This is a genomic window from Ruegeria sp. J8, from assembly GCF_056531925.1.
This window is the reverse complement of the sequence record NZ_JBQFMR010000012.1, coordinates 53,305-72,812: the sequence shown is the minus strand read 5'-3', so window position 1 is coordinate 72,812 and position 19,508 is coordinate 53,305. Positions and strand designations below refer to the sequence as shown.

At 56.6% G+C, this 19,508-nt stretch carries 22 protein-coding genes; 21 read left to right on the top strand and 1 reads right to left on the bottom strand.

Features of this window, described 5'->3' with window-relative positions; genetic code table 11:
- Positions 1-47 precede the first annotated feature (47 nt).
- The 21 genes from ACR0L1_RS20550 (at position 48) to ACR0L1_RS20450 (ending at position 18,713) form a co-directional block, all read left to right on the top strand.
- Complete coding sequence (locus tag ACR0L1_RS20550) at positions 48-719, top strand: lytic transglycosylase domain-containing protein (RefSeq protein WP_480791350.1); 672 nt, start codon at positions 48-50, stop codon at positions 717-719.
- Positions 716-997, top strand: a complete 282-nt coding sequence (locus ACR0L1_RS20545) for a hypothetical protein (RefSeq protein ID WP_480791349.1) — start codon at positions 716-718, stop codon at positions 995-997. Before ACR0L1_RS20550 ends, ACR0L1_RS20545 begins: the two co-directional genes overlap by 4 nt.
- A gap of 3 nt (positions 998-1,000) precedes the next feature.
- The gene (locus tag ACR0L1_RS20540; protein WP_480791348.1) at positions 1,001-1,279 is read left to right on the top strand and encodes a VirB3 family type IV secretion system protein; all 279 of its coding nucleotides are present in this window, start codon (positions 1,001-1,003) and stop codon (positions 1,277-1,279) included.
- On the top strand, positions 1,272-3,638 hold the full coding sequence (locus ACR0L1_RS20535) for a VirB4 family type IV secretion/conjugal transfer ATPase (RefSeq protein ID WP_480796361.1): 2,367 nt from the start codon (positions 1,272-1,274) through the stop codon (positions 3,636-3,638). Before ACR0L1_RS20540 ends, ACR0L1_RS20535 begins: the two co-directional genes overlap by 8 nt.
- A complete protein-coding gene (locus ACR0L1_RS20530; RefSeq protein ID WP_480791346.1) occupies positions 3,635-3,772 on the top strand; it encodes a hypothetical protein in 138 nt (45 codons plus the stop codon). The genes ACR0L1_RS20535 and ACR0L1_RS20530 overlap by 4 nt, the downstream gene beginning before the upstream one ends.
- Positions 3,772-4,518 carry a type IV secretion system protein gene (locus ACR0L1_RS20525; protein ID WP_480791345.1) on the top strand — a complete coding sequence of 249 codons (747 nt, stop codon included), beginning with the start codon at positions 3,772-3,774 and terminating at the stop codon, positions 4,516-4,518. The genes ACR0L1_RS20530 and ACR0L1_RS20525 overlap by 1 nt, the downstream gene beginning before the upstream one ends.
- A complete protein-coding gene (locus tag ACR0L1_RS20520) occupies positions 4,515-5,015 on the top strand; it encodes a hypothetical protein (RefSeq protein WP_480588225.1) in 501 nt (166 codons plus the stop codon). The genes ACR0L1_RS20525 and ACR0L1_RS20520 overlap by 4 nt, the downstream gene beginning before the upstream one ends.
- Positions 5,012-6,076, top strand: a complete 1,065-nt coding sequence (locus ACR0L1_RS20515) for a TrbL/VirB6 family protein (protein WP_480588224.1) — start codon at positions 5,012-5,014, stop codon at positions 6,074-6,076. The genes ACR0L1_RS20520 and ACR0L1_RS20515 overlap by 4 nt, the downstream gene beginning before the upstream one ends.
- A 17-nt stretch (positions 6,077-6,093) precedes the next feature.
- Positions 6,094-6,738 carry a VirB8 family type IV secretion system protein gene (locus ACR0L1_RS20510; RefSeq protein ID WP_475220440.1) on the top strand — a complete coding sequence of 215 codons (645 nt, stop codon included), beginning with the start codon at positions 6,094-6,096 and terminating at the stop codon, positions 6,736-6,738.
- Positions 6,738-7,553 (top strand): TrbG/VirB9 family P-type conjugative transfer protein, encoded by an 816-nt coding sequence (locus ACR0L1_RS20505; protein ID WP_480860615.1) that lies wholly within the window; start codon positions 6,738-6,740, stop codon positions 7,551-7,553. The genes ACR0L1_RS20510 and ACR0L1_RS20505 overlap by 1 nt, the downstream gene beginning before the upstream one ends.
- A complete protein-coding gene (locus tag ACR0L1_RS20500) occupies positions 7,553-8,236 on the top strand; it encodes a hypothetical protein (protein WP_480860613.1) in 684 nt (227 codons plus the stop codon). The genes ACR0L1_RS20505 and ACR0L1_RS20500 overlap by 1 nt, the downstream gene beginning before the upstream one ends.
- Before the next feature lie 11 nt (positions 8,237-8,247).
- On the top strand, positions 8,248-9,081 hold the full coding sequence (locus ACR0L1_RS20495; RefSeq protein ID WP_480860611.1) for a TraB/TrbI/VirB10 family type IV secretion system protein: 834 nt from the start codon (positions 8,248-8,250) through the stop codon (positions 9,079-9,081).
- Positions 9,081-10,094: an ATPase, T2SS/T4P/T4SS family gene (locus ACR0L1_RS20490; protein ID WP_480860609.1), complete on the top strand. Its 1,014-nt coding sequence runs from the start codon at positions 9,081-9,083 to the stop codon at positions 10,092-10,094. Before ACR0L1_RS20495 ends, ACR0L1_RS20490 begins: the two co-directional genes overlap by 1 nt.
- 12 nt (positions 10,095-10,106) lie before the next feature.
- Complete coding sequence (locus ACR0L1_RS20485) at positions 10,107-11,999, top strand: type IV secretory system conjugative DNA transfer family protein (RefSeq protein ID WP_480860608.1); 1,893 nt, start codon at positions 10,107-10,109, stop codon at positions 11,997-11,999.
- An 80-nt stretch (positions 12,000-12,079) separates the two neighbouring features.
- A complete protein-coding gene (locus ACR0L1_RS20480) occupies positions 12,080-12,280 on the top strand; it encodes a YqaE/Pmp3 family membrane protein (RefSeq protein ID WP_480860606.1) in 201 nt (66 codons plus the stop codon).
- A gap of 597 nt (positions 12,281-12,877) precedes the next feature.
- The gene (locus ACR0L1_RS20475) at positions 12,878-13,936 is read left to right on the top strand and encodes an ABC transporter substrate-binding protein (RefSeq protein ID WP_170361257.1); all 1,059 of its coding nucleotides are present in this window, start codon (positions 12,878-12,880) and stop codon (positions 13,934-13,936) included.
- Positions 13,937-13,946: 10 nt separating this feature from the next.
- Entirely contained in the window at positions 13,947-14,795 is an 849-nt protein-coding gene (locus tag ACR0L1_RS20470; RefSeq protein ID WP_170361255.1) for an alpha/beta fold hydrolase, read from the top strand.
- A 1-nt stretch (position 14,796) separates the two neighbouring features.
- Positions 14,797-15,855 carry an ABC transporter substrate-binding protein gene (locus ACR0L1_RS20465; RefSeq protein WP_170361253.1) on the top strand — a complete coding sequence of 353 codons (1,059 nt, stop codon included), beginning with the start codon at positions 14,797-14,799 and terminating at the stop codon, positions 15,853-15,855.
- 56 nt (positions 15,856-15,911) lie between these two features.
- A complete protein-coding gene (locus tag ACR0L1_RS20460; protein WP_170361251.1) occupies positions 15,912-17,000 on the top strand; it encodes an ABC transporter ATP-binding protein in 1,089 nt (362 codons plus the stop codon).
- Positions 16,997-17,899, top strand: coding sequence for an ABC transporter permease (locus ACR0L1_RS20455; protein WP_170361249.1), 903 nt, complete (start codon positions 16,997-16,999; stop codon positions 17,897-17,899). The genes ACR0L1_RS20460 and ACR0L1_RS20455 overlap by 4 nt, the downstream gene beginning before the upstream one ends.
- Positions 17,900-17,909: 10 nt before the next feature.
- Positions 17,910-18,713 (top strand): ABC transporter permease, encoded by an 804-nt coding sequence (locus ACR0L1_RS20450; protein ID WP_170361248.1) that lies wholly within the window; start codon positions 17,910-17,912, stop codon positions 18,711-18,713.
- Between the two features lie 8 nt (positions 18,714-18,721).
- Here ACR0L1_RS20450 and ACR0L1_RS20445 read toward each other — a convergent pair whose 3' ends face one another.
- Positions 18,722-19,429: an IclR family transcriptional regulator gene (locus ACR0L1_RS20445; RefSeq protein ID WP_170361245.1), complete on the bottom strand. Its 708-nt coding sequence runs from the start codon at positions 19,427-19,429 to the stop codon at positions 18,722-18,724.
- Positions 19,430-19,508: the final 79 nt, after the last annotated feature.

Below are 19,508 nucleotides of genomic sequence, written 5' to 3'. Positions count from 1 at the left end.
AATAGTAATTATGTAAAAACTACTGACCTAATTTGGAGGGCGAATTAGTGACCAGCTCCACCACAAGCTTCAACGAAAACAGACGCAGGTCCAACGTCATTTGGTCTTTGTTGGCGCTCCTGGGAACTGATGTCAGTGCCCAGGTCATCGAGTACGAACCGGATGGCAGCGTGTTTCTTAACGGTTCGCGGGCAGAAATCGTCAATGGCGTCGTTCGTCCAATCCGGATGCGAGAATACACGCTTGAAGCAAAGCCAGAAGCACCCAAGGCCAAGCCGCAAGAAAAGATCGAGATAGCGGGTAAAGCACCGCGGCCTCGCAAAGCCTCGGGTGGCTGGTCGCAGGACCGGATCGTCAAGGAAATTCACGCAGCAGCGGATCGGCATGACATTCCGGCCGAGTTGTTCATGGCACTGGTCTGGCAGGAAAGCCGATATCGGGCTGATGCCCTGTCGCCCAAGGGTGCCATCGGCTTCGCGCAGCTCATGCCGGGAACGGCGAAAGACCTGGGCGTGAACCCAAGAAACCCTGCAGAAAATCTCGACGGTGGCGCCCGCTATTTGGCGGCGCAGTACCGCGCGTTTGGAACCTGGAAGCTGGCGCTTGCTGCCTACAACGCCGGGCCTCACCGCGTCGTCGAATACGGCGGCGTCCCCCCCTTCACCGAAACCCGCAACTACGTGCGGACAATCCTAAGCAAAGTGAGCACTTCCTCATGAACAGAACCCACTTCATCCAACAGACCGCGTTCTTTGCGCTGACGCTCGTTATCGTCAGTGCGGCACCGGCCTCGGCAGGCTGGCTCCAAGACGCCATTGGCGATTTCATCAACGAAACGCTGGCCGACTCGAAGGTTGTTGGCGTCAGCCTTGCCGCTGTCGGCTTCATCTGGGGCTGTCTCGCCTATGTGTTCGGCTGGGGTTCGTTGAAAGGCCCTGTAATCGCTATCGTCGTCGGTGCCGTTATTGGCCTCGCCGATACGTTCATCGGAGCCTGATTGATGCAGCGCCGCAATACGGTCTTTCGCGGCCTGAACCGCCCCGCAGAATGGGGCGGCCTACCCGTGATCTATCTGCTGGTGGTCCTCGGGATGACCATGCTTTCGTTCTTTATATTCGGGATAGCACCAGCAATCATTGCGGGTTTTGTTTTCTACACCGGGCTTCGCCTCTTTTACGAATGGGAACCGGCTTTCTTCCGTGTCCTGTCCGTAACCCTTTCCAAAACGCCACGCACCAAAAACCGCCAGCATCATGGGGGAGATTACTATAGTGCCTAAGCCTGCTTCAAAGGATCTTTTTACCCTCGCCCGCTCGTTGCTTGAGCCGAGCTGGCGTAAGGATGAAATGCACCTCTTTCAGATGTTGCCTTATGGCTATGTCGTGGACGATGAGGTCATTTCCACACGCAACGGCGGACTGATCGCCGCTGCCGAAATTACCGGAATCAACGCAAACACACTGGACGAAAACGAATTCGAGTTTTTGGCCGAGCGCTTTGAACGTGTACTGCGGACCACTCCAAATGAGGTCGCATTCTACGTTCATCGAGTGACCGTCCCCGCTGAAACAGGGCATGTCATCACGGACACAACCGGCTTTGCTGGTGCTGTGGCAGAAGCCATGCGGTCAGCCTCGCTCGATGCAGAGCTGAAAGAGCGGAAAATCATCATCAGCGCTATTCTGCAGAAGCGTCAGGATGAACGCGCCAAGCAAATATTCGGCATGTCGTCAGGAACGATCGACGAGGAACGCCGCGAAATGATGGAACAGCTCGACGGTGTGTTCACAACACTGGCGGGCACGCTGGGCGAGGCCCGCGTGCGCCGGCTGAAGCTCAGCGAGGGGCGTTGGCTCGGCTATTATGGAATGCTGTTGAACGGGCGTTATCAGCCAATCGTTCATACAAACATTGCAGAGCCGATTGCTTTCAACATGCCGCAAGAGGACGTGCTGTTTCAGGGCAAGACTGCCAAGCTTATGTCTGGCGATGACCAGGAGCGGTCAATTCGCGTCTATTCCCTGAAGAACTATCCGATGGCGTCATTCCCCGGCATTTTTGACGGGCTGGACCTGCCGGTTGATGTCGTGATTTCGCAATCGTTCCTGCCGATCAGCCGCGCCCAGGCGCAGGAATTGGAACGTCGCAAGTCAGGACAGATGCGCTCGGCTGGCGACAAAGCGACGTCGTTGCAAGAGGACTTGTCCATTCTGGCCGATGGGATTGCGTCGGGCACGATGTCTCTGGGTAAGCACCACCTTTCGATCTGCGTGTTCGGGACTGAGGAAGATCTGAAAACTGCCGAAAAGCATATCATCGGTGAAATTCAGATTTCGGGCGGTACGGTCAAACGCGAAGCGATGTCCGCGCGGTCAGTGTATTTCGCGCAGCACCCCGGAAATTTTGCGTTCCGCGCGCGTGAAGAACTGATCACAGATCAGAACTTTGCAGACATGGTAGCGTTTCACATGCGGCCAAAGGGTCTGCCTGAGAACAAGCTGCCGTGGCCCGGACCTCTGGCGACATTCCCGACCACGCATGGCGACAGCTACGATGTTTCGCTGCACCTGCCCAAGACCAGCTCGGATGCTGAAAACCTGCCGTCCGGCCACACCATCGTTCTGGGTCCAAACGGCTCTGGTAAGACCGTAATTGCAGTGCTGCTGGCGACCTGCGCAGTAGCTCAGGGCGCGCGGATCATTGCGTTTGATAAAGACCGGGCAATGGAAGCCCCCATGCGTGCGCTTGGGGCACAATACACTCGCGTTCGGGTTGGCGAACCCACTGGCATGAACCCGTTTCGAACGGAAACGGATGAAGCAGGGCAAAGTTGGTTGGCGAATTGGGTCACAGCTTTGATGAGCTACGACGAAAAGCTGACCGCCGAACAGAAAGATGAGATCACTCAAGCCTGCCAAGCCAACGCGACCCTGCCCCCACAGCTTCAGAACTTCGATTCACTGGTCGAGCGGTTCAGAGCCTTTGACGACGGCAAGAACCTCTTCAAGCGAGCGAGTGAATGGGCGAGCGACGGGCGGTTGTCCTGGATGTTTGGCGAGGGTGGCACAGATCCGTTTGCCTCTGATGATCGGCATCTTGTGTTCGACATTTCCGAGGTTCTGGATGACGAATTGGTCCGGCTTGCCTGGATCAGCTACGTCATGCGCCAGATCGAGCGCCGGTGTGCCGCGAAGGAGCCGACTGTCTTTGTGATTGATGAAGCCTGGGTGATCGCAGGCAACCCCTACGGCGCGGGCATTCTCAAAAACGCCTACACAACCTATCGGAAGCTGAACGTTGTCATGATGATGATGACGCAGATCCCAGATCACATCCTGTCATCGGCGGCCAGCAAGTCGATCCTGGAAAACACCAGCACGCAGCTCCTGTTCCCCTCTCGATCCGGCAATGAAACGGATTACCGGGCAATCGGTTTGAACGATTCGGAGCTGGGCGCATTGCGGGCGCAATTTGGCGACCGCGTGATGCTCATGAAAAAGGGTGATGAGAATGTTTGGCTCGATGTCGATGTCGGCGCTCTCGGCCCGCTGCTTCGTGTTCTGAGCGGATCAGACGGCAAGTCTTTCCCTGATCCTGAATGGCGACAAAACCCCAACTTCTGGAAGGAAATCACATGAAACCTCGCCTTTTCCTCGCCCTCGTTGCTCTGGCCGCTGTTGCCGCCTGCACCAACACCTATTCGGGCTATCGCAGCAAATGCGCCTGCGACTTTGAGCGGATGACACTTCCTGAAAACCTGGAGCTTGTCTGATGAACGTCCTGACAACACTTCGCACCACTGTCGCCGTAACCGTTCTGGCCGCCCTGCCCGTCATAGCGTCGGCCCAGGGTGTTCCGACCATCGACGCCACGGCCATTACACAGGACGCCGCCAACTCGGCCAAAGAAATCGCTGAAATGGTCCGCCAGTATGAACAGCTGTTGCAGCAATACGAAAAGCTCGAACAACAGCGTGCAATGCTGGAAAACTCCTTCAAGGCCATTTCCGGCCTGACGGATCTGGACGCGTTCAACAGCCGTAGCTTTTTGAAGCTGGCGACTGCCGCTGACACGCTCGGCTATGCGCTGGACGCAGCAGAAGATGGTATCTCCGGCCTGCCCGATGTCGCTGCGCAGGCAATGGAACGTCGATCCATCAACCTCGGCCTGAACGATGGCATCTTGTCCGAGTTCAGCGGATCGGATGTGCAGGCTCGCCGCATCCTGTCTGAGCGCGGTGGCGCGGGCCTGATGGCATCGGCCCTCGGCGAACAGGGCTACGACATGGCCAGTCAGCTCTCTGAGGATGCTGAAAAGCTGCGCGGTGAAATCGGCCAGCAAGAAGATCTGAAGGATGCAATCGACTACAACACGGCGGTTCTCCTGAAACTCCTTCAAGTTGAAATTGAAGTCTTGCGCGCAACCTCAGCTAATGCTCTGGCGTCGGGCACGGATCTGGCTGCCAACGCAGCGGACCTAAAGACGCTTAGCAATTACGCAAGAGGAGAAACCCAATGAAAAGCCGCACCACTTTCGCCCTGACCACACTCACGGCGGCGCTTTTTGCGTCGTCGGCCAGTGCTGAGGCCAGACTGCCGTTTCCCCCGAATGTTGATTGGACATTTGGCGAATATCGGACCTGTCTTGGCTACTCGGGCGTCCGAGCGTTCAAGAAGCCACTGAAAGAATACGGGGTTGAACAGCTCGCTAACGCCGGTCAGGGCGCGGATCAACAGTATGTCGTTGGCAACTGGACCGATGCCATCCTGAATGAGCAAGTCATAGCTGCTCATGAATTTGCCATTGAGCAATGCCGCCTGCGCAAAGCCGATGAGGCATTCAGCACAGAATGCCCGCTCGGCAACCTTAGCCGCGAAGCTGCAATCGAGTTGGCAGGCGCGGACCAGAACGATTTCTGGTCGAAACCATCCAGCGAACTCAAATCGCTCAAAGAAGCGCAGCAAGCACGCTTGGAAGCGCTGCGCCCTGTAATTGAGGAGGCTTGTGGGCCGTGATTCAGGATTTCGTCAGCTCGATTGAAACAGCAATCAGCAACTTTTCTCAGCAAGCATACACCAGCCTTGCGGCGGATCTCGCATCCGCCCTCTGGGCTATTGCTGCACTGATCTTCGTGGCGATGCTGATCAACGGCGTACTTCAGATCAGAGAAATAGGGTTGGGTGGTTATATCGGCTGGCTCATTCGGGCGACGATAATCATCGGAATGGCCTCAAGCTGGTCCTTTTTTCAGCCAATCTATCAAGGCGTTCAAACCTTGCCGGACAGCATTGCCGGGGCGCTCACTGGCACCACAAATGTATGGCAGGCGCTCGATGAGATTGCGCTTCAATGCTTTATCATGGGTCAAACAGCTATCGAGAACGCCACGTGGGGCTTGAGCATTACAGGCGCAATCTTGTGGGTTGTCGGGGCGGTTATCGTCGCCTTTGGCACTGGCATGGCACTAATCGCCAAGGGCGGCATGGCAGTCCTTCTCGGTTTGGCACCCGTGTTCATTGCAACGCTTTTAAGCTCGGCAACTGCAAACATCTTTGCCGCATGGGCGAAAACGACCGTGGGCCTCGTCATGGTCATAGTTGTGCTGACAGGGATTGTCTCGCTGATCCAAGCGCTTTTCGCCTCGGAGCTTGGTTCCTTGTCTGATGTCAATGATATGGAAGCCAGCGGGCGTTTTCTTGCAATCTGTATCGTCGCTATCGTCATGCTTACACAGATCCCATCCCTCGCTGGGGGAATGTCAGGAGCTATTGTGTCAGCGTCATCGGGCCTTGCCGTTGCAACCGGTGCTGCAGCAGCCGCCAGAGGCGCGCTGGGAACAGCAGTTGATGGCGGGCGTGGCGCGGTGGCCGGTGGCAAAACCGCCGCTGCGATGGCTTCTGCAGCCCGCGACGGGACCGGCATTCGTGACAGCGCGTCTCGCGCAATGCAAGCGCGTCGGGACATAGCGCACAGAGCCCGCAATCAGGATGGGGCGGCTCGTCAGAGCTACGCCGCTGACCGCTATCGGCAGAGCATTCGAGCTGCTCGCGAAAAACCACAACAAAAATCGTCGTAATCCGAGGTGCAGAGCAAATGTCACACGTGACAGATCACGAAAAAGAACTCTTTCTGGGCGCACGCCGTGATGCCTTCAAATGGCAGGTATTCGGCATGGTCGGCATGGCAATGGGCGTGGCCTCTATGATTGGCTGGGCGATGCTCCTTCCCCTGAAGGAAATCCGCGCGGTGCCATTCTCCATCGATCCCGACACAAAGCTGCCGGTGCTGCTGACTGAAAAGGTCGAAGAACTGGAACCATCCGAGGCGATGGCCTTCCGCGAGGTGGCAAACTATGTGCAGGACCGGGAAACCTATGATGTCCAGGACAACAACGAGCGCCTGAAATCGGTGCTGCGACGTTCTGATGAGCTGGCCGAAACGTCCTACCGCGAACTGTGGGACGGCTCGAACGACAACCATCCGGACGAAATCTATACGCCCAAGACAAAGGTGCAGACCGAAATTCTGGGCGTCTCGCCGGTCAACGATGAGACGGTGCAGGTCGAGATCCGCAAGTCCCTGATCGTGCCAAACCAAGCAACGGTCTCAGCCCGCTACGTGGTCACAGTGACCTACGGGTTTGAGGAAAAAATCGTGACGTCGATGGATGAGCTTCTTGAAAATCCATTCGGTTTTGTCGTCACCAACTACCGCGTCGACTCCATGGGAGACATCTGATGCAGCGAACCATTAAGACACTCACAACCGTCACTGCCGCAGTCCTGGCTCTTTCTATGCCTGTTCTGGCGGAAATCACACCAACGCCAGACGGAAGGAACGCGGATCACCGCATCACGCATTTCCACTATGTCGAGAACCAGGTGTATCGCATCCCTGTGGGTGAACGCCTGATCACCTATGTTCATTTTCCGCAGGGTGAAACCGTCCGCAGCATTGGTGCCGGTGACACCGAAAGTTTTCAGATCACCCGCCTGCAGGAAGGGCGCGTTATTGCGTTCAAGCCGGAAATCCTGAACTCGGATTCAAACCTGACCGTTCTGACCAATCGCGGGACATACAACTTCTATCTGGTTCCGGCCGAGAGCGCCGCCGAACGCAAACGTGTTCCGTTCCGGGTCACGTTCTACAACAAAAACAACGGCGACGGGACCACAACACGTCGTGGTACGGTTGCTCGGAGTGAGCCGAAACCAACAGGCCGGTTTGTGAACCAAAACTACTCACGCTCGGGCAAAGCTGACTTCGCGCCTACCGCCGTATGGGACGATGGCGTTCACACCTATATGCAGGTCCCGCAGGATGCGGAACTGCCAGGTATCTTCCGTGTCCTGCCTGATGGCCGTGAGTTGATGGTGAACACCACAGTCAAAGAGCGCGGCATTATCCAGGTGCAGGGTCTTTCCGATCTTTGGACACTGCGTATCGAGGACACTTCGATCTGCGTCCGGAATGATGGCGACGCGTTTCAGCAGGCCAGCGGTACCGGGCGGCCCGTTACATCTCAAACAGTTAAACCGGGGGGCAGCAAGTAGTGAACCGTGAACAAACAATTGCGGCACGGGCGGCGGCGGAACAGCCGCCCCTGCGTTCCCGGAAAAGGCTTGAACCCAAGAAGCTCATGGGCGTTGCCCTCGCGGGTGCCGTGTTCGTTGGTTTCGCGTGGTTTGTGCTGGGCGATGACGCCAAGAACAGCCGCGCAGGTGTCCGCGTCGATGCCCTGCAGCAAAGCGGTGGCGAACGCTATGGCCTGCTTACGGCACGGGGGCCGGACGTAGACGAACCCGAACCAGACGCGTTGCCGGAGGAAATCGCCTTCGCAACGCCCGCCTCAGCTCCACAGCCGGTTGAATTCATCGGGTTTGATAAAGCCATGAAAACTATCGAACAGCTCAACGATCGTATTGCGGGGCTGCAAGGTGAACTGACAGACGTAAAAGTGGCGATATCCGAAAAGGATGGTGAAATCGCTTCGCTCACTCTGGCCAATGAACGCCTTCAGGTCAGGTACGACGAGCGCGAGAAAAAGTTTCAGACAGAGCTTGCCCAGGCCGTTGCTGATGCTGAGGCACGGGCACTTGCCAGCATGAGCCACTTGCAGACTACGGGTCTGACCGATGATGAGCGGCGCAGGCTTGAAGAACTCAAGCGGATGCGCGAACGCCAAAACCAGTCGGACGGCATTGTGTTCGATGAAAATCCATACAGCAGAAACTAGTGGAGCTGACGATGAACAGAACAGTACTCACCCTCGCCCTGGTCACGTTGGCGTCAAGCGCATTTGCGCAGGATGGCACCGGGCAAAACTACGAGCCGATTAACAGCGGATCGCAGCCGGTGATTTTCCAGCCCTTCCCCCCTGCCCCGCAGCCGGTCCAGGTGCAACCGGATGACACCCGCCGGCCTGAAGAACAGCGCGGCTATCAGGAAAACCAAAACACGACATGGCAAAACAATCTGGTCGAAGAATATCCCCCCATCGTCGGGGTTTCGATCATTGACGATCCGTCGCGCACCCTGACGCAAGGCACGGTGTTGTCAGCGGTATTCGGCGGTGCGGTCAGCTCGGAATTGCCCGGTAGCGTGGTGGCAACGATTACACGTGGCGTCTACTCGATGGACGGTACGCGTTTGCTGCTGCCGCGCGGATCGAAGCTCTATGGCGAGTATCGAGCGGATACGACATTGGCGCAAACGCGCATCATGATTGTCTGGAGCCGTGTCATCACGCCCGACGGGTTGTCGGCTCAGATCGGTTCAGCTGGTACGGACGGTCAAGGCCGGACTGGTGCGACCGGTAGGGTGAACACACACTTTGGGAAGCGGTTCGGCACCGCGGCGTTGTTGTCCATCATCGGCATTGCGCCGGTAGCGTTGGTGTCTGACAGTGATAGCAACAACTCGGTTCGCACTGATCTGGCAACGCAAGTTGGGTCTAATCTGCAGAACGCCACGGCAGCGGCGCTTGATGAATACCTGCGCATTACGCCCACAATTTTTGTCGATCAGGGCAGCCGCATCAACGCGATCCTGCAGCGTGACATCGTGTTCGATAGCTTCTGATGAGCGGACGAAACGGTAATAGCCTTCTGGAATACTATACAGGCAAGATCGAGCATCTGTTGCATGATAAAAGCCTGAGCGAGATTTCTGTAAACCCTGACGGAGCGGTCTGGGTCGAAGAAATGGGCACAACACACATGATCAGGACAGACATCACACTGACCAGAGACGATGTAGAAAATATCGGGCGTTGTGTGGCCGGTTTCAGCGACGTGACATTCGGAGAAAAGAAACCCATTGCGACGGCCAACGTGCCAACACAGCAGGGCAAAGCGCGGGTGCAGGTCGTGATTCCGCCAGCAACAACCGGCGTGGGGTCCGTGGCGATCCGCCTGCTCCGCGTGAAAACTGTCGATCTAGGCGCGTTCAGCTTCGCCAGCAAAGAGGCCGCATTGGCGGAAAGTAACGATCACAGTGCGCTCGAAAATGCCCGTGCTGCCCTCGCAGCGGGCACGATGAGCTTTGACGAACTGGCCGACCTTGCGATGCAAAGCAAATGGAACGTGATCATTGCCGGGGGCACCTCGTCTGGCAAAACCACTGTTCTCAATGCCATGCTGAAGCGCGTCGATCAAGGCGATCGGATCGTGACAATTGAAGAAGTGGCCGAGCTGGACATCGAGCAACCCAATGCCGTGAGTCTGCTGGCAGATCGTTCTGAAAACGACGGTCCCCGATCACCAACAAAGCTGTTGGAATCCGCCTTGCGGCTCCGCCCGGATCGGCTCATCTGCGGTGAAATCCGGGGCGATGACGCGAATATGTTTTTGGAACTGGTCAACACCGGCCATGACGGATCTGTCTGCACCATGCACGCCAACTCGCCCGTAGATGCCATTGGGCGGATAAGCAAAATGGTGCGGCGAGGATCTCCGACCGTCCAAAAGTCAGAGGTGGTCGATGACATCAGAGCCACCATTCACATGATCGTTCACATGAAGAAAATCGGTGACAAGCGGAAGGTCAACGGCGTGATTTTTCCGCCGCTGATGACCGCTGACCAGCTGAATTGAAGGACTTACGTTATGGCTGAGTTTCAGGATCTACCCAAAAGCAAGAAGGTCGCGATAGCCGGCACAATGGGCTTTATCGCTACTTCAGCCTGTGCGGTGTTGGTGGTCGGCCTGGTCATCGAATACCTCAACACGAAAGGTTTCCGGGGGCTGGACATTTGGGCAATCCCGGAAAAGTTCATGTCACGGCCTGCAGAAGAACAACAGGTCATCGGGCTTGTGGCTGTTGTGGCCGTCTGCGTTCTGACATTTGCGTTTGTGGCCGCTGCTCTGCGCGGCCCCTCGACCAAATACGGGGATGCGGTTTTTGCAAAAGCGCCTCAGCTCGTCACAGAAGGATACGCGGCACCTCTGAAGCTGAAATCAAAACTGGACAGTGAAATTGTTTTTGCCAAGTTCGGCCCACCAAAAGAGAAAAACGCGATTTTCTATAAGCCCGGTCCGACTGTTCAAAAACCACATGCGATGTTCATTGCACCGTCAGGGTCGGGCAAAACCAGCGGCTTTGTGATCCCCAATATTCTGCGGTTCAACGGCTCCTGCGTTGTTCTGGACATCAAAGGCGAGATCTTCCAAGCGACCGGCGCACGGCGGGCGGCAATGGGCGATGAGGTTTTTGTGTTCGACCCCGAGAACCCCGACAAAAGCCACAGCTATAACCCGCTGCGCCGCGCAGCACGTGCCGACAATCTGGACCGGCGATGGGAAGAAGTGATTCAAGTTGCGACCCAGATGTTCGACACGCCCAGCTCGTCCGCACAGGGCTTTATGGGTGGTGTCGAAGGCATGTTCTGCGCAATGGCGATGTTGGCGATCAAAAGAGAGCGGCCATACATTTCCGAAGTCCTGCGCCTGGTCAAAACGACCAAGCAAAAGGACTATGAGAAAATGGCTGAAGAAGTTGGATATGCGCGAGCTGCAGATGAATTCCTGAATCTTGCAGCCGAAGAATCCAAAATCTTGCGGTCAACGATTTCGGTTATGTTGAACTCCGGCCTTCAGCTCTGGCGTAACCCGTCTGTGGCAAGAGCCACGCAGGGCAATGACATCAACTTTGAAAATCTGCGTCGGCGCCCCACCTCGATCTACTTTTCTGTGCCAGGGAAAAAGGTCAAAGAGTTCCGGACACTCATTCGCCTGTTCTTCCTCGATCTGGTGAACACAATCGAAACCGTAGAGCCGGGCCCGGATGAACCGTTCAAGGTTCTGATACTGCTCGATGAGTTTCAGCGCCTCGGCCATCTTGAGCGCGTTGTGGAAGCCTATGACACCATGCGATCCTTCGGCGGTCGGCTGGTGGTGATTTCGCAAACGCTGTCGCGCCTGCAGGACATCTATGGGCATGAAGGTGTGCGGGCGATGCTGGCAAACGCCGGGACGCAGATGTTTGCGGCATCTGAGGACTCAGAGGTACGCGAACACGTATCCAGGTCCATCGGTGACAAAACAGTCATGAGCAAATCGAAGTCTCGGGCGCTCGGCAAAATGGAGATGGGCAGCATATCGGAACGCGAAGAAGGCATTCGCCTGCTCCGGCCGGAACACGTTGGCCGATTGCCTGAAAATGAGGTTGTGCTGATCCGTGAAGGCAAGATGCCGGTGATTGCAAACAAGATCCGATACTTCGAAGATCCGTATTTCATGCAGTTTTTGGGCGGCGATAGTCCGAAGATCAAAGGCACACACCTCGATCTTGCTACAGAGCAAGCCAGGGACACGGCAAAAGCGCTGGCTGAAGCGAAACCGGCCCCTGCCCCGATAAAAGAGGTTTCCGAAAAAGATCAGGAACTTCAGGCAGCTTTTAACGCGCAGCGCGCGGTCGCAAAACGAAAAAGCCGGTCAGCAAAAGACATGGCGATGGAGAAAATGCGAGCCAAACGGCGAGAAAGCAGTGCCTCCGCTTGACGGGGGTGCTGTTTCTGTAAATCTGCGCTTAACCATGTTCGTGAGAACGTAGCAGTATAACTATCAGAAGGTCATTTTAGATGAGATTGATACTCGCGATTTTGCTTCCGTTTGTGGTGTTCTTTACGATCAGACGCCCTTTTCAGGGCTTTTTCTGCCTACTCCTGCAACTGACGCTGATTGGCTGGATACCAGCGGCAATATGGGCTGTTTACTCGCTGAGTCAGTACAACACGGACAAGAAGATCAAGGCTGCAGCGAATAGGTTGAGCGATCAATGATCTGAGTTGCCGAAAACCCGGAATGGTTTGAAGAAATACAAAACCGCAAAATCAGCCCTGCGGTCGGCTAAATCAAATAGGGCCACCCCGAGGCGGGGGTCTACTCCGGTAGGGTGCAGGATCATACGTTCGTGCAAGCAGCCGTTCGCGGATCACGCGGCGAAGGTGCCGAGAGAGCCCAAACTCACCAATGCTGCGGCCAGGATCAAGGGACGTGAACTGGTGTGAAGCTGCCATTCGAACTTGCTGGCCATGGGTGGGTGAGCGAGAGATTGCGGTCCGTTTAATCCCATAAAAGCTTCTCTCGGCGGCAATCAACTTGGGGCAGGAAAAGCCTGCCTTCGATACCATTCGCCCAAAATCGAAGCGAGATGGACGCAGAGCATAAGGGCGAAATACGACGTTTCGCTCGGCTCTGAGGCTCCGAAAGCGTGGGGTTTGACTCCTGCGCTGTCAAAAGAATCCTTGACCAGTTCCAGTATCAGCACTAGTTGAAATGAAATGACGTTTTGTCTAATGAAACGTTAAGGCAAAAGATGATGGGATCGCCCATGTCGCGGACCCGCAAGCCAACCAACAGTTAGGGAGGAGCCTGACATGACGAAAGATAACGGAAAATTGACGCTCACTGCGGGTCTCGTAGCCGGTAGTCTGGTCATTGCCACGTCTGCCTTCGCCGAAGGCGAGGTGGTGTTTTCGTCCTGGGGAGGTTCATTCCAAGATGCGCTTCGGGAGTCCATGCTGGACCCAGCGGCGAAAAAGCTGGGTCTTACCATCAAAGAAGACACGACAAACGGCATTCAAGACGTGCGTGCGCAGATCACTGCGGGTGCGGTTGCTTGGGACATTACCGAACAGGCGTTGTCCGACTGTGCCCGTTTGAAGCAGGAGGGGGCGCTGGAACCCATCGACTATGGCGTGGTCTCGACCGATGGCATGCCGTCCAGCCTTGTGGACAGCGAGTGGGTTGGCATGCTGACCTATTCACTGGTCATCGGCTGGCAAGCAGAGAAGTTTGGTGAGAACGGCCCACAGTCCTGGGCGGATTTCTGGAACACCGAAGCCTACCCTGGGACACGCGCGATGTTCAACTCGGTGTCGCATGCGCTGGAGGCGGCATTGATGGCGGATGGTGTCGACCCGGCGGATGTAAACACCGCTCTGCGGAGTGAAGGCGGCGTAGACCGGGCCTTTGCCAAGCTTGAGGAGATCGCGCCCGATATCACGGTCTGGTATCGGGGAGGCTCGCAAGCGGCGCAGTTGATGGCAGATGAAGAGATTGACTTCATTCATATCGGCAACGGCCGCGCAGAAGCGCTGAATGCCGATGCAATAACGGTTGGGTATACCTGGAACCAGGCCACGACCGACGCGGATTGCCTGTTGGTACCCAAGGGCGCGCCAAATCGCGAAAACGCCATGCGGGTTCTCAATGAGATGCTGTCGGCCGAAGCGCAGGCGCGCATGGCGGTGGCCATCTCCTACGGCCCTGTCAATGCGCATGCATTTGAAACCGGGCTGATCTCGCCCGAACTGGCAGCCAAAAACAATGCCGCCCCTGACAATATGAAGACCCAGGTGGTTATTGACGCAAGCTTCTACGTCGAAAACTTCGCAGAACTGCAAGAGCGGTTTGACACTCTGGTTCAGCAGTAGGCCCAAATTGATGCGCTCCAGTCCTTCATCCGATCCGGCAGAACCTTTGAACGTCCTTTTCGTTCATGGCTGGGCGTGCGGGTGGCAGGATTGGAGCGGTGTCTCCCCGCTCCTTCCAGACAGTGCCCACATTGGGCTTGCGAAGCTTCCGGGATGCCCCGATGCCGTGCCGCTGGGGGGAGCGATCAGTCTCAGCGACTGCGCGGCCCATGTGATTGCCCAGGCAAATGATCTGGGTTTTGATCGCTTTGCCCTTGTCGGCCACAGCATGGGTGCCCGGATTGCCATCGAACTGGCTGCGACTTGGCCAGGACGCGTCTCTCATCTTCTTTTGCTGGATGGCAGCAACGTTCCTGAAGACCCCGAAGAAGCCGTTGCGCGTCTGGCAGAGCAGCTTGCGCAGCTTGGTCAGAAAGGATGGGCGGAGGCGGCAGTCGGTGGGATGATGGTCAACAACCTCGATCCAGATCAAAAACGTGATATTGTGAACCGGGCTGCGCAATATCCGGCAGACGTTTTGAAGGCGTATTACCATGCGATGGCTGCATGGGATCGCGATAAATTTGTTCCGGCCATCGACCGGCTCACCTGCCCGGTCACAATCCTGCAATCAACGTCGCTGGACGAACACGAAGTTCGCCGATCGGCGACGACCCACCCCGCATCGCTTTGGCTGGATGCCTTGCGCGCGCGGGTTCCCGGGGCGGTGATCAAGTTGGTGCCGAATACCGGCCATTTCATCATGTACGAACGGCCGCAACTGATCGCCGACTGGGTGGAAGAGACATTGCAAGTCAACCACGGCGTTCACCACGAAAAACCCAACCAAATAACGAGAGAATATCAAGGGAGAAACTGACATGAAAAAAGTAGAGAGAAAACTGTCGCTTGCGACCAGCCTCGTTGCCGGCAGCCTGGCAATGGCTGCGCCAGCCTTCGCCGAGGGCGAGGTGGTGTTTGCATCCTGGGGCGGGTCCTTTCAGGACGCATTGCGCAGCGCCATGCTGGAACCTGCCGCCGGCGCGCTGAATGTCACGGTCAAGGAAGATACCACAAACGGTATTCAGGACGTGCGCGCACAGATCACAGCGGGTGCCGTCGCCTGGGATGTGACCGAGCAGGACTTGCCCTCGTGTGAAACACTCAGCCGTGAGGGCAGCCTTGAGCCGATTGATTACTCGATTGTCGACACAACGGGCATCCCCGAAGAGCTGATCCACGAAAACTATATCGGCTTCATCAACTTCACCAAGGTGATTGCGTATCGCAAGGATGCCTTTGGCGACAATGGTCCGTCCAACTGGGCAGAGTTTTGGGATCTGGAAAACTTCCCAGGCAAGCGCGGCATGCACGGCAAGGTGAACTACAACCTTGAGGCCGCCCTTATGGCCGACGGTGTGCCGATGGCCGATATCTACGACACATTGGCCACGGACGAAGGCAAAGCGCGCGCCTGGGCCAAACTGGGAGAGATCGCACCAGAGGTCACCGTTTGGTATCGTGGCGGGTCGCAGTCCGCGCAGCTGCTGCGTGATGGAGAGGTGGACGTGATCCACATGGGCCATAACCGCGTGGAAAGCGTGATCGCATCCGGCATTGAAGTCGCCTATGCCTTCGATGGAGGGACGATGGATGTCGACTGTCTGCTGGTGCCCAAAGGTGCCCCGAACAAAGACAACGCCATGCGCCTGATCAATGAGCTGCTGAGTGCCGAAGCGCAGGCACGGCTGGCGGTCACGATGCCGCTGGGCCCGGTGAACACCGGTGCGTTTGACACTGGTATTATCTCGGGAGAAATGGCGGTTAAGGTCAACACCCATCCCGACAACTACGGCAAGCAGCTTCTGGTCGATCCGAACTTCTACATCGGCCAGCTGGGTGAGTTGACTGAAGAGTTCGACACTCTGATCCAGCAATAATCCATCTGGGCGCAGCGCATTTGGCACTGCGCCCACTTTTCAAGTCAGGAGCTAGCATGTCCTCTGCCACCCAATCCCTTCCCATCGACATATCCAGCCTGTGCAAAGCCTACGGATCAGTCAAAGCGCTCGATGATGTATCGCTGAATATCGCTGCAGGCGAATTTCTGACACTGCTTGGGCCGTCGGGCTCCGGCAAAACGACGCTCCTGATGGCGCTGGCCGGATTTGTGCGTCCTGATGGCGGGTCGATTCGGTTTGGCGAACGCGAAATGATTGCAACGCCGCCGCACAAACGCGGCCTTGGCATGGTTTTTCAAAGCTATGCGTTGTTTCCATTCATGACGGTGGCTGAAAACGTAGCCTATCCGTTGAAAATCCGCGGAGTTTCCAAAAGCGATCAAAAGACCCGCGCCGAGCGTGCGCTGGATACCGTACAGCTGGGCGGCTATGGGGATCGGCGCATCACCCAATTGTCCGGCGGCCAAAGACAGCGTGTGGCTCTGGCCCGCGCCATGGTTTTCGAGCCGCAGATCATCCTGATGGATGAACCCCTGTCCGCGCTCGACAAAAAGCTGCGCGAGCACATGCAGATTGAATTGAAGGCGCTCCATCAAAAATTGGATGCAACCATTGTCTATGTAACCCATGACCAGCGCGAAGCCCTGACGATGTCGGATCGCATTGCGGTGGTCAATCATGGGCGGATCGAGCAGGTCGAGACCCCTGAGCGGCTGTATCGCCAGCCTCACAGCTTCTTTGTGGCGGATTTTATCGGTGAATCCATTTCGGCGCCGGTGAACGTGGCCAATAATACGGCGCATCTTGGCGAACGCGTGCTGAAATCCGATTTGCCTATTGCTCCGGGGAGCGGCGGCCATCGCCTGGTGATCCGGCCTGAGCTGCTGGAGGTCACCTCAGGTGCTGTGCCTGAAACAGCCAATGATTTGTCCGGCCGGGTCGACGCCATCATTTATCAAGGCGACAGCGTGCTGGTTATCGTTCAGCACGACAGCGCAGGCCAGATCAATGTGCGCGTCCCTGCCAATCGCGCGGGCCAGACGGGTCTGCCTTCCAAGGGAGAGAAAATTGGCCTGGCCCTGCATCCCGAAGACACGATCATCGTACCGGAGAATGTATCATGAGCATCGCCGAGTCCTTTGGGGCCGCTCAGACGCTTCGGAACGCAAGCACGCTCAAATCCGAAGAGCGCCGTGAACGCCTGACGTTTTTGGGGCTTTCGATGCCCGCGGTTCTCGCAATTCTGATTGTCGTGTTTCTGCCGATTTTCTGGCTGTCTTCGCTCTCATTTTACAATGCGGCGGGTGAGTTGAGCACGGAAAACTATGCGCGTATCTTTGAAAGTGCTTTGTATCGGCGGACCTTTGTTGTCACCTTTCAGATCAGCATCGCCGTGACGGTGATTTGTGTCCTGCTCGGATATCCGCTGTGTTACTGGCTGACCAGGATGCCGAACAGAACGGCTGCCATTTTAATGGTTTTCGTGCTGGTCCCGTTCTGGACGTCGGTTCTGGTGCGGACCTACGCCTGGCTGGTGCTGTTGCAGCGCAATGGCATCATCAATTCGTCGCTGATGTCGCTTGGCATCATCGAGGAACCGCTGCAACTGGCGCACAACCTCACGGGATCAATCATTGGCATGGTACATATCATGCTGCCGTTTCTGGTTTTGCCGCTTTACGCCACCATGCGCAACATCGACACCGACCTGGTTCGGGCCGCCGTTGGGCTTGGCTCCAGCCCGCGCGGCGCATTCTGGCGGGTGTTTTTCCCGATGTCCTTGCCGGGCCTTTTTGCCGGCATCGTGCTGGTCTTCATCCTGTCACTTGGGTTCTTCGTCACACCTGCTTTGCTGGGCGGTGGCCGGGTGCAGATGCTGGCGCAGCGGATCGAAAGCACGATCACAGTCTATTCCAATTGGGGGGCTGCATCCGCCCTGGGCGTTGTCCTGTTGCTGCTGGCACTGGCGATGATCTGGCTGATGAACCGTGTGTTCGGTCTCGACAAACTCTTCATGCGCTAAGGATCTGAGAATGGAACAAGTCGGACAACGTAAAATTGACGGTCTGTGGCTGACGGTGGTCGGTATCGCGGTGCTGTTCTTTCTGATCCTGCCCACGCTGATCGTGATCCCGATGTCGTTTTCGGGGGCCTCATTTCTGGAGTTCCCGCCGACGTCGTTCTCGTTCCGCTGGTACACGGCCTATTTCACCTCTGCGGAATGGATGAGCGCCACGAAGACCTCTCTGATCGCGGCAGTGTTGACCACGGCGATCGCGACGCCTTTAGGCTCTCTTTGTGCCTATGGGCTGCATTGCTCCACCCCACGGATCAGGAACACTGCGCAGATCCTCGTGATCATGCCCATTGTCGTGCCGGTGATCCTGATCGCCGTCGGCGTGTTCAGCCTTTATGCCAAGCTGGGGCTCAATTACACACTGACCGGTATTGTGATCGCCCATACCGCGCTGGCCCTGCCGTTTGTAATCGTGACCGTGATGTCGGGCTTGCAGAACTATGACTTCGATCAGGAACTGGCGGCGCGCAGCCTGGGTGCGTCCCGAGCTTACGCGCTGTGGACAATAACAGTACCCCAAGTCAAATTCTCGATCCAGACCGGGGCCTTTCTGGCCTTCATCACATCGCTGGATGAGGTGGTGATTTCGATGCTGGTCTCGGGCGGGGAAAATGCCACAATTACCCGCCGCATGTTCAATTCACTGCGCGATCAGCTTGATCCGACCATTGCCGCGATTTCCACCTGCCTGATTTTCGTATCAATCACGGCGCTCATCGGCGTTCAGTTGATTGGCCGCAACAAGAATGCTGACAAATGATGGGCTCTTTATATCACACCAATCTCGGCCCGGATCTGGCGGGCGGCATCAAGCACCGCAGCGCGATAGCCTTCGACAGCGGTTTCATTGAAGCGAACGCGCAGACCCGACAGGCTGACGGCACCCAGCAGCTCGCCCTCAGGCCCAAGAACCGGAACAGACAACCCGGCAACGTCCGGATCACGTTCACCAAGGCTGAGATAATACCCGGCCTTGCGGATGCTGCTGGCCTTTTTGCCATGCCCGATGGAATAGGCATCCAGCACCCGGCCCGACGAGCCAGTGCTCAGCGGAATTATCTCGCCCTCCTGGATATGATCCCGCGCAAGCCTGGGCGAATTGACACGGTAGAGGCAAACGCCGGAGTTGCCGCGTTGCACGTAAAACGACGCGCTTTCCCCCGTCGCATTCACCAGGTTCGCCAGCACCGGGCGCACAATAGGCCCCATGCGCAGATTCTGGCGAAATACGGATCCAAGACGCCACAAAGACGGCCCCAGATGAAACAGCCCTTCGGCGTCGCGCGTGATATGGCCAAATTTCTCAAGCGAGACGCTCAGACGCAGGATTGTCGCTTTGTTGACACCACTGCGGTCCGCGACCTCTTTCAGAGAAAGCCCCGCATCTCCGGGCTCAAAGCTGTCCAGAACACGCAATGCACGTTCAACCGCTTCGACACCACCATTCGTGTCGGGGGTTCGGGGCTTGTCGGGCATGGGCAGACCTTTCGACGCAAATCCGTCACTTTTTATAGCTGGTTTGAACGCAATTGGAAATCGCAAATAATGAAGGCAT